9 protein-coding genes are annotated in these 13,613 nt (G+C 41.2%); 6 read left to right on the top strand and 3 right to left on the bottom strand.

Annotation, left to right across the window (positions count from 1 at the left end; translation table 11 throughout):
• Positions 1-168 precede the first annotated feature (168 nt).
• The 4 genes from pheS to LMH68_RS01670 all read left to right on the top strand — a co-directional run bounded on the left by pheS (position 169) and on the right by LMH68_RS01670 (position 8,790).
• Positions 169-1,152, top strand: a complete 984-nt coding sequence (gene pheS / locus LMH68_RS01685) for a phenylalanine--tRNA ligase subunit alpha (RefSeq protein ID WP_004734764.1) — start codon at positions 169-171, stop codon at positions 1,150-1,152.
• Between the two features lie 18 nt (positions 1,153-1,170).
• A complete protein-coding gene (pheT, locus tag LMH68_RS01680; protein WP_229647234.1) occupies positions 1,171-3,558 on the top strand; it encodes a phenylalanine--tRNA ligase subunit beta in 2,388 nt (795 codons plus the stop codon).
• Positions 3,559-3,770: 212 nt separating this feature from the next.
• Entirely contained in the window at positions 3,771-7,376 is a 3,606-nt protein-coding gene (locus LMH68_RS01675) for an SIR2 family protein (RefSeq protein ID WP_413755413.1), read from the top strand.
• Between the two features lie 487 nt (positions 7,377-7,863).
• Positions 7,864-8,790, top strand: coding sequence for a hypothetical protein (locus LMH68_RS01670; RefSeq protein ID WP_229647236.1), 927 nt, complete (start codon positions 7,864-7,866; stop codon positions 8,788-8,790).
• Between the two features lie 115 nt (positions 8,791-8,905).
• Here LMH68_RS01670 and LMH68_RS01665 read toward each other — a convergent pair whose 3' ends face one another.
• Both LMH68_RS01665 and LMH68_RS01660 read right to left on the bottom strand, forming a co-directional pair.
• Positions 8,906-9,538 (bottom strand): glutathione S-transferase family protein, encoded by a 633-nt coding sequence (locus LMH68_RS01665; protein ID WP_017068008.1) that lies wholly within the window; start codon positions 9,536-9,538, stop codon positions 8,906-8,908.
• A gap of 14 nt (positions 9,539-9,552) precedes the next feature.
• Complete coding sequence (locus LMH68_RS01660) at positions 9,553-10,755, bottom strand: YbfB/YjiJ family MFS transporter (RefSeq protein WP_016790585.1); 1,203 nt, start codon at positions 10,753-10,755, stop codon at positions 9,553-9,555.
• A gap of 664 nt (positions 10,756-11,419) precedes the next feature.
• Here LMH68_RS01660 and LMH68_RS01655 point away from each other — a divergent pair.
• The gene (locus LMH68_RS01655) at positions 11,420-12,346 is read left to right on the top strand and encodes a hypothetical protein (RefSeq protein WP_229647237.1); all 927 of its coding nucleotides are present in this window, start codon (positions 11,420-11,422) and stop codon (positions 12,344-12,346) included.
• Between the two features lie 122 nt (positions 12,347-12,468).
• On the opposite strand, the gene LMH68_RS01650 is transcribed toward LMH68_RS01655, so the two are convergent.
• A complete protein-coding gene (locus LMH68_RS01650) occupies positions 12,469-12,849 on the bottom strand; it encodes a hypothetical protein (protein WP_171732117.1) in 381 nt (126 codons plus the stop codon).
• A 607-nt stretch (positions 12,850-13,456) separates the two neighbouring features.
• Between LMH68_RS01650 and LMH68_RS01645 the strand changes: the two genes are divergently transcribed.
• Positions 13,457-13,600 carry a hypothetical protein gene (locus LMH68_RS01645; RefSeq protein WP_157938615.1) on the top strand — a complete coding sequence of 48 codons (144 nt, stop codon included), beginning with the start codon at positions 13,457-13,459 and terminating at the stop codon, positions 13,598-13,600.
• Positions 13,601-13,613 lie beyond the last annotated feature (13 nt).

Raw genomic sequence — 13,613 nt, 5'->3', positions numbered from 1 at the left:
CTTCCTACTCCTCATTAATATCCTGTTAAATTTGCCGTGTTTTTAAGCAATAACTTGTTCTTTTAGCGATTCAATTTGGCATTGGTTGCGTGTTTGATTACTATGTGTAGCTATCTAAAAAAACTAATCATCCGATACGGACACTACCAACTGGTAGATGAGGAAATGATGCAACATCTAGAAGAGATCATTGCTAATGCAACGACTGCTATTGATACAGCAGATTCGTTAGTCGCACTTGATGAAGTGCGAGTTCAGTATTTAGGTAAGAAGGGTGAACTCACTCTTCAACTACAAAGCCTAGGTAAACTTCCACCTGAAGAGCGTCGCACTGCTGGTCAAGAGATCAACAAAGCGAAAGGTGCTGTTCAACAAGCGATCGCAGCTCGCAAAGACGCACTACAACGTGCAGAGCTTGAAGCGAAACTAGCTGAAGAAACTATCGATGTGAGCCTACCAGGTCGTCGCATTGAGAACGGTGGTCTTCACCCAGTTACTCGCACTGTTGAGCGTATCGAACAGTTCTTTGGTGAGCTTGGCTTTAGCACTGAGTCTGGCCCTGAGATCGAAGATGCATTCCACAACTTTGATGCACTAAACATCGCAGACGATCACCCAGCTCGTACTGATCACGATACTTTCTTCTTCAACCCTGATCTAATGCTACGTACGCACACTTCTGGTGTTCAAATCCGTACGATGGAAAACGGCAAACCGCCATTCCGCTTCATTGCTCCGGGTCGTGTTTACCGTAACGACTACGATCAAACTCACACGCCAATGTTCCACCAAGTGGAAGGTATGTTAGTTGATGAGAACGTAAACTTCGCACAACTTAAAGGCATTCTTAACGATTTCCTTTGTAACTTCTTTGAAGAAGAAGTTGAAGTGCGTTTCCGTCCTTCATTCTTCCCGTTCACAGAGCCTTCAGCTGAAGTTGACGTGAAACGTAAAGATGGCAAATGGCTAGAAGTTTTAGGCTGTGGCATGGTTCACCCTAACGTACTTCGCTCTGTTGGCATCGACCCTGAGAAATACTCTGGTTTTGCATTCGGTATGGGTGTAGAGCGTCTAACGATGCTTCGTTACGGCGTAAATGACCTTCGTGCGTTCTTCGAGAACGACCTTCGTTTCCTTAAACAATTCAAGTAATCCGGGGCAGTCGAAACTATGAAATTCAGTGAATCTTGGCTACGCGAGTGGGTTAAACCTGCAATTAACAGCGAAGAGCTAGCTCACCAAATCACTATGGCTGGTTTGGAAGTTGACGATGTAGAACCTGTTGCTGGTGTTTTCACCGGCGTTAAAGTAGGTAAAGTGGTTGAGTGCGGTCAGCACCCAGACGCAGACAAACTACAAGTTACAAAAATTGATATCGGCGAAGAAGAACTTTTAGACATCGTTTGTGGTGCATCTAACTGTCGTCTTGGCCTAACTGTAGCAGTAGCAACAGTTGGCGCAGTACTTCCTGGTGACTTCAAAATCAAGAAAGCAAAACTACGTGGCGTTCCATCGCACGGCATGCTTTGTTCTTTCTCTGAGCTAGGTATCGACGTAGAGTCTGACGGCATCCTTGAGCTGCCAGAAGGCACAACGCTAGGGTTGGACGTACGTGAGCTTCTTGAGCTTAACGACGTAACTATCGACGTAGACCTAACAGCAAACCGCGCAGACTGCTTCAGCATCCGTGGCCTTGCTCGTGAAGTTGGCGTGCTAAACCGCGCAGACGTTACAGAGCCAACAGTTGAAGCTGTTGCAACAAGCATTGAAGACACAGTATCTGTTGAAATCAAAGCAACTGATGCTTGTCCACGTTACCTTGGCCGTGTGGTTAAGAACGTAAACGTGAAAGCGGAATCTCCAATCTGGATGCAAGAAAAACTGCGTCGTTGTGGTATCCGTTCAATCGACCCAGTTGTAGACATCACAAACTACGTGATGCTAGAGCAAGGCCAACCAATGCACGCATTTGATCTCGCTAAGATCGAAGGCGGTATCGTGGTTCGTCTAGCAGAGCAGGGCGAAAAGCTAACACTTCTAGATGGCAACGAAGCTGAACTAAACAGCAACACACTTGTTATCGCTGACCAAAACAAAGCACTAGCAATCGCTGGTATCTTTGGCGGTCAAGATTCAGGTGTTACTACTGAAACAACAGACGTACTTCTTGAAGCTGCATTCTTCGCACCGGATCACATCCGTGGTCGCGCACGTGCTTACGGCCTTCACACTGATTCTTCTCTACGTTTCGAACGTGGTGTTGATTCAACACTTCAAGCAGCAGCAATGGAGCGTGCAACACAGCTTCTAGTTGAAATCTGTGGTGGTGAAGTTGCGCCAGTAAACGGCAGCGAATCTGAAGCTGATCTTCCTAAAGCAAACGTAGTTGCTCTACGTCGCGCTAAGCTAGATAGCCTACTAGGTCACGAAATCCCATCTACAGACGTAGTGGAAATTCTTACTCGCCTAGGTTGTAACGTTGAAACGACAGACGCTGGCTGGACGGCAACGTCTCCATCTTGGCGTTTTGATATCGCAATCGAGCAAGACCTAATTGAAGAAGTAGGTCGTATCTACGGTTACGATAACATTCCAAACCAAGCGCCTAAAGCGGCACTTAAAATGAATGACCACAAAGAAGCTAACCAACCGCTTAAGCGCGTTCGTGACCTTCTTGTAGACCGTGGCTACCACGAAGCAATCACATACAGCTTCGTAGAACCAGAGCAGCAAAAGCTTGTTGTACCTGGTGTTGAGCCGCTAATCCTGCCATTCCCAATCTCTGCGGATATGTCAGCAATGCGTCTTGGCCTAATCCAAGGTCTACTAAACACAGTTGTTCACAACCAGAAGCGTCAACAGTCTCGCGTTCGTCTATTCGAATCAGGCCTACGTTTCATCCCTGAAGCAACGGCTGAAAACGGCATGCGCCAAGAAATGATGCTTGCGGGCGTTATCTCTGGTACTCGTGGCGAAGAGCACTGGGACATTGCAACTAACACTGTAGATTTCTTCGATCTTAAAGGTGACCTAGAAGCCGTTCTTGAGCTTTCTGCAAACGAAATCGCATACAGCTTCAAAGCAGCGAAGCACCCAGCACTTCACCCAGGTCAAACTGCGGCTATCGTAGTAGACGGCAAAGAAGTGGGTATCATTGGTACGGTTCACCCAGAACTAGAGCGTAAGTTTGGTCTAAACGGCCGTACTATCGTATTCGAAATCGAATGGGCAGCTATCAACACTCGCGTGCTTCCAGAAGCAGTAGCCGTATCTAAGTTCCCTGCAAACCGTCGTGATATCGCAGTAGTTGTTGACGAAGCAGTAGCTTCTGGCGACATCGTAGAAGCGTGTATCGCTGCTGGTGGCGAATTCCTAACAGGCGCTAAACTGTTCGACGTATACGTTGGTCAAGGCGTTGAAGAAGGTAAGAAGAGCCTAGCAATCGCACTTAGCCTACAGTCTGTAGAGCGCACACTTGAAGATGCAGACATCGCTGGTTCAGTAGATGCTATCGTAGCTTCAATCTCAGAGAAATTCGGCGCAGCACTTCGCGACTAATCTCTTCTGATAGATAGAAAAAAATAAAGGCCTCGCATTGCGAGGCCTTTTTGTTTTGTGATGAATAACGATTGTATATTAATTCGTGAAACCGGGTATCGTGACTTAAAGCCTATCCATGCAGTCACATCATGTACTTTCATATAACTCCCTGTTATTGTTTTGAAAAATTAAAGATTAAATTTCGAACTTCTAGTATTGAGTAAAAATTTATGGATGTATTGAAGGATATCCTAAAACAAGATGATACCGTTCTGTTTATAGGTTCTGGAGTATCAATGTGGTCGGGTTTGCCCTCTTGGGGAAATATGATTTCTCAGCTGTGCGATTTTGTTGAAAAAAACGGTGCGTGCGCGAATTTAATACGGTCGGAGGCTGAAAATGGGGACCTTTTACAGGCTGCAAGTTATGGTTTTGATCAACTAACTAACTTACAAATTGGCGACTTCATTAGAACAAGCTGTAAGTATGGCGTTGCTAAACCATCGAGTATTCACGAGAAAATTGTTTCTTTAGGGCCTACAAGCTTCGTAACTACAAATTACGATAACCTGATTGAAGAAAGCGTTAGAAAATGGTTACCTGACAAGTTTTTTCGCCCACCGGTTACTAACCGACACCTTACCGAGACTGCGAGCATTGCGCATGCTCGATCTCATGACTTCATATTCAAACCTCATGGTGATGCAGGGGATACAGAAAGTATAATTCTAACAAGGGAACAATATAGAATGCTTCTCCCAGGAGGAGAAAGACATGCAGCATTAGAAACAGTTAAACTATTACTTGCTAGTCGTCCATTAGTGTACATTGGTTTTGGATTGAGAGACCCTGATTTTCTTTATTTAAGAGATTTATTGGCAAACACCTATAAAGGTGGTGTAAGAGATCACTATGCAATAATGGCAGATGTGACGGCCAATGAAGTTAGTTACTGGAGAAATAATTACGGGATTCATCTAGTCAACTATGACACATATGAAGATGAGAATGGATATAAGAAACATGACAATCTACTAACGCTGTTAGGTCAATTGCAAGAATGCTCAGGAGCTAATTTACCAGAATCGAATGAAATTCAGGTGGTTACCCCACAAAACGTTCTTTCGTTAGCTAGACATGCAGGGCGGCTGTTAGCTTTCACACAAGTTTCACCTGAGTTAAAAATAAAAGCCAAGCTTACATGTTCTGGAGTTGAAAGTGGCAGGCCAAATATACGAAATAGGTATGTAGAGTATAAAGAACATTCCATTGAAAAGATTTTAGGAGAGAATGGGCCCAAAAAGGCAATCGTTACCGGTCTACCTGGCGCAGGAAAATCCTACTCAATGAAGAAATCAGCTTCGGCTATGGCTTTTAAACTAAACGATTTATGTTTATCTGAAGATTTTTGTCCGGAAAATGTAGTAGTTCCAATATATGTAGATTTAAAGCTTTATGATGGCGATATTATAAATCTAATATCAAAATCATTGGCATCATCTTTAGATGTCTATGAGTTGGATACTAAATTCAGAGTTAGGATATTCTTAGATTCATTTAATGAAATACCTCGTAATTTTATCGAAAATGGAGAATATGAAAAAGATATATATAAATTTATAGATAGCCTTCAAAATAGTGATGTGATTATTGGCTCTAGAACAAATGATGGGCTAGCAAAATTAAATTTACCAACTTATCATTTGGAACATATTGACTACTCTTACGTTGCTAATGAAGTTGATAAAATGGGTTTATCTTTTGATATTCGATTTGAAAATGAAATTATCTCAATGCTTCGGAAACCATTTTTCTTCAACTTGTTTATCAGTGGTAAAGTTAATTTGCCTGATAAATTCAACCCAATAGATTTATACGATTCCTACTTTAAAAATATTGAGATCGCCTTCACTGAAAGTTACGGTATCCGTTTAGATTTACGATTGTGCCTTTCAAAAATTGCGTATGAGGCTCTGAATAATGGAACGGAGGCACAACCACTTCAGATAGTGCTTCAGATTATTAAAAGCCAATTAAATAATCAAGGAATAAAGGTAGTTAATGAGTCAGAAGTTGCCAACTGGTTGGTTTCAAGAGACTTAATTATCCCTTACGTAAATAATAAAGTTGCATTCTTTCATCAATCTATAACGGAGTATTTAGCAGCTACAGAATTGTCATGTAAATATAAAAACAACCCTGAAGTACTGAGAAATGTTTTGAGTCATACTCGTTGGGATCAAGCTTTGTTTTTCACTCTTCCTTTATTATCTGTTGAGGAATCTGAAAATTTCCTGAACCATGTTATGGATGTTGACCTCCAGCTTGCAATTACTGCGTCAAAATATATCGAAATAGGCAGAACGGAAATAGTAAGTAAGCTTTTGGAAAAAGTTGCCATCCTATATCAAAATAATGGAATTGAAATTGACGATTTTAGAATTGGATTTGCTATTAGAAATAGCTTAGTTGTCGATGAATCACATTATGAATTATTAGAAAAAATCGTTAGCTTCAAAAATTCTCTTGGAGCTGATGCAATTATGTTGTTAGACACAATAAAGGGTGAGCAATTTAAAGACTATTATTTTGAATTGATTTTTACTGACCGAAATGATTATAACTTTATAGCAAATGGAGTGTCGGTTGTATTAAAGGAATATATAACCAATAAAGATCTTGATAGAATAGAAGAATTAATTGGTAGAGTTGGAGTCTATGAAGGCAGCGAAATTATCGAGAATGATTTAGAAGGTTTTTTGACGGGTATTGCTAATTTATTAAGTTCAATTAATTTATCGGAAGTAAAGGAAGCTTTGTTTACTTCTAAGAAAGATAAACTCCCCAAGTTAAATGGCTTGATTTTGTCAAGGCTGTTATATGAAAAAAGTAGTAATGAAAATCTAGATTTTGCTTTAGAGTTACTAAAGTATACTCCTAAGGCTGTAGTACCTATATACTTTATTTGTTCTCGCGCTGATAAAGATAAAATAAATTTGGATGTCATTAAAGGTGAACATCTTGATCAGCTAATCAATCATGCACTTGTACCGGATTCCTGGTCAATTAATACCATTAAGGTAATATGTAAATATAATAGTGAATTTAAGGTTTTGGTCAGGGAAAAAATCGAGAAATTCGAGAATCCGCTGATTAAGATAGCGCTCGAATCAGTAGTCTCCAATGACTCTCGGCAAATAATTGAAAAAATTAAAGAACTGAGCAAAAAAACAAGTGAAGAGTTGTCTAACGAATCTCTATACTTATTAAAGGGTATAGATGTTGATTGGAAAGGTTATGAAAGTGAACTGTTACAAGTTTTAGCCCGTGGGAACAGAGAACTTTCAATGACTGTCCTTGATCAGACAAGAAATGATAGTTTAGGGGAGCTTCCAATTGAAGAGCTAGGTATATGGCTCGAAATGTTTCGCGATTATAATCAAGATTCTGATACATATTGGTACGCGTATCTTTTCTCTGATTTGTTAGGAAATTGCTTGACCCAAGATAAAATAAAGTTATTTGTTGAAGAGTTTAATTCGCGAGATTCGAAATATAGAGGGTTATTGTCTGATTTAATATTGAATAAATTCGATGGATTATCTACCGATGATTTTTCAGAAGATTCAATTTCTTATCTGATGTCAAGGTTAAGTAAAGACAATCATATGAATAGATTTGGAGATAACTTATTGGGGAATACATGTAGTAAAAGTTTTGTGAATGACTATCTTCTTCCACTATCTAATATCGAAGAGCAACCATTAGCTAGAAATCTGCATAAGGTGTTATCAATCGCTGGTCAGAGACATGGTAAGCGTTATACTTCCTTCTGAGTAATAAATTGTTATTTATAAATAGAGCTTCTATATTCATAGTCGCTCTATTTTTTATGTGATTTGTTTAGTATTACTTCAATACACCTGTTTAGTTTATTTTTTTCAATATCAACCCTACTTCTCTTCAAAATCACCCTTGACCTGTCTACAACTTCACACTTTATAGTGGCTATATTGATTGAGAAGGGCGCTGTAGTTGTTAAAGGATAGTGGTTAATCGTTCAGAGAAAAAACTAAGGCTTCGCGATTGCGGGGCTTTTCGTTCGTTGGAGATTTTGTTAGCTACATTCATTTCAATTTGCGAGTCATACCCGCATCGCTCACTCGTTTATGGTCCTTAAACGAGTACCTCATAGTTATATAAATGCTCTATCAACCACCTCTAGATACGTAATTAGCACCGCTGTTCTTGGCAAGGGCTGACCGAATCTAGTGGTGCTTTTTATTGATAATAATTTTAACTATGTGTTTAGGACGTCCTGCTATGGCTAAGAAAATCATATTCATTCATGGTCGCGCTCAAAAGCCCGATGAAGCTCCCCTTCAAGCACTCTGGTACGAGGCTATAGAACATGGTTTGCAGCGAGATTGTGGAGACTCAAGCTCATTACAAGCTTTTAAAGATGTCGATAAACGGTTTGTCTATTACGGTGAACTATCAAACACATTGTTAGAGAAACCAACAGAAGACCCTGCAAGTCGACAGCAAGCGCTGTCTGAACTCAAAAAGTACAAGACAAGCCAGTTCAATAAAACAACGTATAACAAGGTATCCAAAATTGGTTTTCTAAAAGAGGCGTTAGCAGATACTTTTTCATCGCTATTTGGAAAGCTGGGTGTGGCCGAGACTCTCATAACGAAGGTCGCGCCGGACATGGCGCATTATTGGTATGAAGATACCTATTTTGGTAGCGATGTCAGGCATAGGCTAATGGTTGTACTGAAGGAAGCGCTTGATAATCAGGATGATGTGATGATTGTATCGCACAGTCTTGGGTCGATGATCAGTTATGACGTGTTATGGAAGTTGTCTCATTACGGAGAGTATAGACACGACTATGGCGCGGACAAGAAGGTCAACTTATTGCTGACGCTTGGGTCACCGTTAGGAGATGAAAACGTAAAAGATAGGCTAAAAGGGAGTCGCTTGAAAGATGAGAAGAAGTACCCTTTAAACATTCAGCAATGGATAAACATATCGGCAGAAGATGATTTTATCTCTCATGACAGCAAAATTAGAAATGACTTTAAAGATATGCTCAAACTGGATCTGATACCCGGCGGAATGAAAGACATCCACCCAGTCTATAACCTCAATATTCGCAATGGAAAAAGCAATCCCCATGCTTCTATCGGTTATCTCATTAATCCTAAATTCATCAAAGTATTGGATGAATGGCTCTCGAGTTGATTTGGTTTTACCATCGTAAATTTATAGCTACTCGTTCGTTGGAACGCAGATAAAACAAGGCCTCTCGTGTGCGAGGCCTTGTTAGACTCGTTCAACACAACACTGTTCAAAGTGATTAAGAATTTTTGTATTCGCAATAGTTAAGCTTTTTTGAAAGCGACTCTAGGCTAAGTTTTGCCAATGTGTCTTTAAACGGCGAATTATGTAAGGCAGTAGTGAGGATGTCGCGCTCTTCTGCTGAAAGCAAATTAGCATGCCTGAATAAGACGTAATCTAATGCGACGTGCAGGTACAATGTTGAGAAGTCAGGTTCAAGCAAATCGTCATTGTTATTCAACTGCCCGATAAGTGCTTTAACGCTTCTTTTAATACCTTCCTTTCCCCTAATCGTTAGCTCGTTTTGCTCAGCTTCGAAGCGGCTCAGTGCAGCACACCGAAAGGCCACTTCCATCAACGTTTTACTCACTCCCAATAACGACATACGTTGAGTGTCGCTAGCCTTGGTCACTGTTAGTTTTTCTGTTGGGTATGCTTGCATGAGGAACTCACAGATCGTTAAACTCTCGGTCAGTGCAACCCCATCACTGGTTTCTAGAACCGGAATGGTACTAAATGGATTAACTGCGACCAATGTGCTGGGTGTTTGCCACGGGTCGACCCATTCAAGAACCATTGGAGCATCACACAAATAGGCCGTTGCCAGCACTGCTCTGGAGAATGGAGATGTGTCGTTTAAATACAGTTTCATGAGCGATTCCTTTGCTAAGAACTTATTTGAGCAGTGTTTAATGTCTGCTGTTTGGTTGATGTAAATGCGATGCAGAGTATCGACAGAATCAGTGCACTCGCGCTGATCATAAATAAGAGGTTATAACTGGTGAGTTGAGGGGCGTAGTGAGCCATAACGAAGCCGACTATTCCTTGCGATATAGCAAAAGCCATTGTCATTGCTCCCCAAGATTTCGTATGGAGCTGAGTCCCGACGATTTCTAAGGTGTAGGTTGATACCAGTGTTACGGTGCCAGGCGTAAACATACCGACCAACAAAGATGAAGCAAAAAGTGCTGTTTCACTGGTGCTTAATAGTGGAAGAGCAACCCCAGCAGCTTTACAAATAAACGCCGCTAATAGTGCTTTTTTAAGTCCAAATTTATCCCCTAATATACCAGTTACTATTGGCCCAATCGCTGCTCCTATTCCAAACACAGCCCAATAAAAACCACCGCTCGCAAAACTCATTTTTAGCTCTCGAACAATATAGTCGACCCAAAAAAGAGTATGAGGTAAATAACCAATGGCGCTAAAGGTGTAGGCTAAAAGTACGCAGCTAATACTAATGCGCTTATTCTTAGATAAGGCATCAAACGTCGATGGGCTTTTATCACAATGGTTTGGTTTAGCTTCAAGAGCCCATGTTTTCCACGTCAGGACAGTTGCGAGAAAAGCGATCGCTCCCATACCTAACCATGCACTTTCAACACTTTGGTAGATAAGCAAAGGTATGATTGTTCCTGAAATCATGGCGCCGAGGCCAATGCCTGAAAATACGACGCCACTGATTCTTGCTTTCATCTCTTGAGGGTGAAGGCTGGTGATCACGGGTGGTGCGAGTACCATGAGTACGGCACCTGATATACCCGCAATGGTTCTAAGCGTTAAAAACCATTCAAAGGGCGCAGATTTTAAGGCACAACCAAGATAGCTAAAGCTACTTAACAACAAAGAGGCACGTATGAGTGTGCCTGTTGAATAATATCTTTGTAAAAAGCTCGATGCAGGAGCTCCGAATATATAGCCAATCAGTGTTGCTGCGCCGAGTATGGAGGCATCTTCGCTTGAGAACCACCCACTTTGAATGAGCACAGGCATTAATGCTATGTAGGCAAAGCGACCAATCCCGTTCCCAACTAATGTTGCTGCGAGCCCAGCGAAGGTGTTGCGGTTTAAGAGTTTTACGTGCTGCATATCTCGTACTGTTGGTTTGCATATGTAACATTACGCTAACATTTAAACTTGAACTATCTAAGCTGAGTTTTTGCTCTAATGTTTAAGATTTGATGACAACTTACATTTTTTGTAAGTGTCAGATTGGTCATTTACATCTCTAATCTCTAGCTAGTATAGGTAAAAGCTAATGGGAGAGGGGGAGTAACTGAATATCGATCGTTACAACTATAGCCATATGTTCAATGGCAAAGAATGCTCTCTCACTCGAACGTTAATCTAAAGAGATCGGTGAACTTCATTTGAGGGGGAGCTAGAGGGGGAGGCTTTGGTCTACTAGAACCATTCACACAACGTTGATGAAAGTGGTTAAGTCAGTGAAGTAGGGCGCTGTCGTTGTTAAAGGATAGTGGTTAATCGTTCAGAGAAAAAACCAAGGCCTGGCGTGTGCGAGGCCTTTTTGTTAGTTGGAGCTTTTGCTAGCTACATTCATTTCAATTTGCGAGTCATACCCGCGTCTTTCACTCGTTTATGGTCCTTAAAAGACGGCCTCATAGTTATATAAATGCTCTATCAACCACTCCTAGATACGTAATTAGCAGCACTGTTATTAGCAAGGGCTGACCGAATCTAGTGGTGCTTTCTACTGATAATCACTTTAACTATGTGTTTAGGACGTCCTGCTATGGCTAAGAAAATAATATTCATTCATGGTCGCGCTCAAAAGCCCGATAAAGCTCACCTTCAAGCACTTTGGTACGAGGCTATAGAACATGGCTTGCAGCGAGGTTGTGGAGACTCAAGTTCGTTACAAGCTTTTAAAGATGTCGATAAACGGTTTGTCTATTACGGTGAGCTATCAAATACATTGTTAGACAAACCAACGGAAGACCCTGCAAGTCGTCAGCAAGCGTTGTCTGAACTCAAAAAGTACAAGACAAGCCAGTTCAATAAAACAACGTATAACAAGGTATCTAAAATTGGTTTTCTGAAAGAGGCGTTAGCAGATACTTTTTCATCGCTATTTGGAAAGCTGGGTGTGGCCGAGACATTCATAACTAAGGTCGCGCCGGACATGGCGCACTATTGGAATGAAGATACCTATTTTGGCAGTGATGTTAGGCATAGGCTAATGGTTGAACTGAAGGAAGCGCTTGATAATCAGGATGATGTGATGATTGTAGCGCACAGCCTTGGGTCGATGATCAGTTATGACGTGCTGTGGAAGTTGTCTCATTACGGAGAGTATAGACACGACTATGGTGCAGACAAGAAGGTCAACTTATTGCTGACGCTCGGGTCCCCGTTAGGCGATGAAAACGTAAAAGATAGGCTAAAAGGGAGCCGCTTGAAAGATGAGAAGAAGTACCCGTTAAACATTCAGCAATGGATAAACATTTCGGCAGAAGATGATTTTATCTCTCATGACAGCAAAATTAGAAATGACTTTAAAGATATGCTCAAGCTGGATCTGATACCCGGTGGAATGAAAGATATTCACCCAGTTTATAACCTCAATATTCGCAACGGAAAAAGCAATCCCCATGCTTCTATCGGTTATCTCATTAATCCTAAATTCATCAAAGTATTGGATGAATGGCTCTCGAGTTGATGTGGTTTTACCATCGTAAATTGCTTCGGTGATCGTTCGTTGGAACGCAGATAAAACAAGGCCTTGCGTGTGCGAGGCCTTTTTGTTTGAACTGTCGAAGCAACTGACTTGGACAATATTAACTACTCTGTGTAGATCGCTATTCCATTCACCGTCTGTTCTGAAACAGGGATTAAGTACTGGTAGTCTGTGCCAACACCTCCCAAAACTACAGAGTTGTTGCTTCCTGTCGCTTGAAGTAAGACCCCATTAGCTCCTAATTTAGCCGCCTGATTTTTTAACTCTTCGATTGCATAGTCGATAGAGCCTTGTTTCGTTACACCTGCATCACTAGATGCATCAACCAAAGCTATTTTTTCATAGTTCTCAGGCGCTTCAAGATAAAGCGTAACCTCTTGAGGTGTAATTGGGTCTCTGGCTTCACCGACTAATATTGCTGAACCAGATGCACAGCCAACTAAAAATAGCGTTATAGAAAGAGCTAAGGCTTTAAAGATATTCATTGGTATTAGGTCTGTTTCTGGAATTAGGCGCGGAGTATAGCGAAATAAGACCATCTTTTAATTATGGGTATTGTAACAAGTTGCGTTATTGCTTGTGAATCAGATGCATATGAGACTTGACCTATAATCCCCTCCTAACCTCCCCTTGGTTTACATCTCCAATTTCTTGTTGGTAGCGGGAAAGGGGAGGAACTGAATACAGATCGCTACATGTGCAGCGCCAAAGAATGTTCTCCCCCTCGGACGTATATCTAATGAGATCGGTGAACTCCATTTGAGGGGGAGCTAGAGGGGGGAGGTTTGGGTTTAATTGAACCGTTCCACGGAATTTCATTAACTGCGACAAGTCTGTGACTTTGTTTTACTTATTATTCAATCCAACTGGCACAGACCTGATTTGTACATCATCGTCAGCGACAAATAATAATCTCCAATGAATTTATCAAAGAAGTAAAAGCTCCCTGAATACTTATCAATCCCAAAAAATAACATTATAAAAATGATCGTGTAACAATTTGTTAACGAGTTGTATTGTCTCTGTGTTCTTTGTCTTAGTTGCATATCGTTACCAAGCTCAGAACATACCATTATTTTTGAGGATCTGAATATGAACGGAAAACTAATAGCGGCTTTATCGTTAAAACTTAAGAAGCAAGATATCTCTAGCCAACCTCCAAGACTGGTACGCTCAAATGCTGCTTTTGAACCGAATCCAGCCCCGTCAGAACACCACAAAAAAGAGTCTCGCTAATTAGCTTGCTCCC

Source organism: Vibrio sp. F13, from assembly GCF_020806305.2.
In the GTDB taxonomy this organism is placed as follows: Bacteria; Pseudomonadota; Gammaproteobacteria; order Enterobacterales; family Vibrionaceae; genus Vibrio; species Vibrio crassostreae_C.
Note: the sequence above shows the minus strand (reverse complement) of the source record. Positions and strands in the feature narration are given on the sequence as shown.

Coding starts and splice junctions, on each gene's coding strand:
- pheS (WP_004734764.1), top strand. CDS start 169: ATGCAACATCTAGAAGAGATCATTGCTAATGCAACGACTGCTATTGAT.
- pheT (WP_229647234.1), top strand. CDS start 1,171: ATGAAATTCAGTGAATCTTGGCTACGCGAGTGGGTTAAACCTGCAATT.
- LMH68_RS01675 (WP_413755413.1), top strand. CDS start 3,771: ATGGATGTATTGAAGGATATCCTAAAACAAGATGATACCGTTCTGTTT.
- LMH68_RS01670 (WP_229647236.1), top strand. CDS start 7,864: ATGGCTAAGAAAATCATATTCATTCATGGTCGCGCTCAAAAGCCCGAT.
- LMH68_RS01665 (WP_017068008.1), bottom strand. CDS start 9,538: ATGAAACTGTATTTAAACGACACATCTCCATTCTCCAGAGCAGTGCTG.
- LMH68_RS01660 (WP_016790585.1), bottom strand. CDS start 10,755: ATGCAGCACGTAAAACTCTTAAACCGCAACACCTTCGCTGGGCTCGCA.
- LMH68_RS01655 (WP_229647237.1), top strand. CDS start 11,420: ATGGCTAAGAAAATAATATTCATTCATGGTCGCGCTCAAAAGCCCGAT.
- LMH68_RS01650 (WP_171732117.1), bottom strand. CDS start 12,849: ATGAATATCTTTAAAGCCTTAGCTCTTTCTATAACGCTATTTTTAGTT.
- LMH68_RS01645 (WP_157938615.1), top strand. CDS start 13,457: ATGAACGGAAAACTAATAGCGGCTTTATCGTTAAAACTTAAGAAGCAA.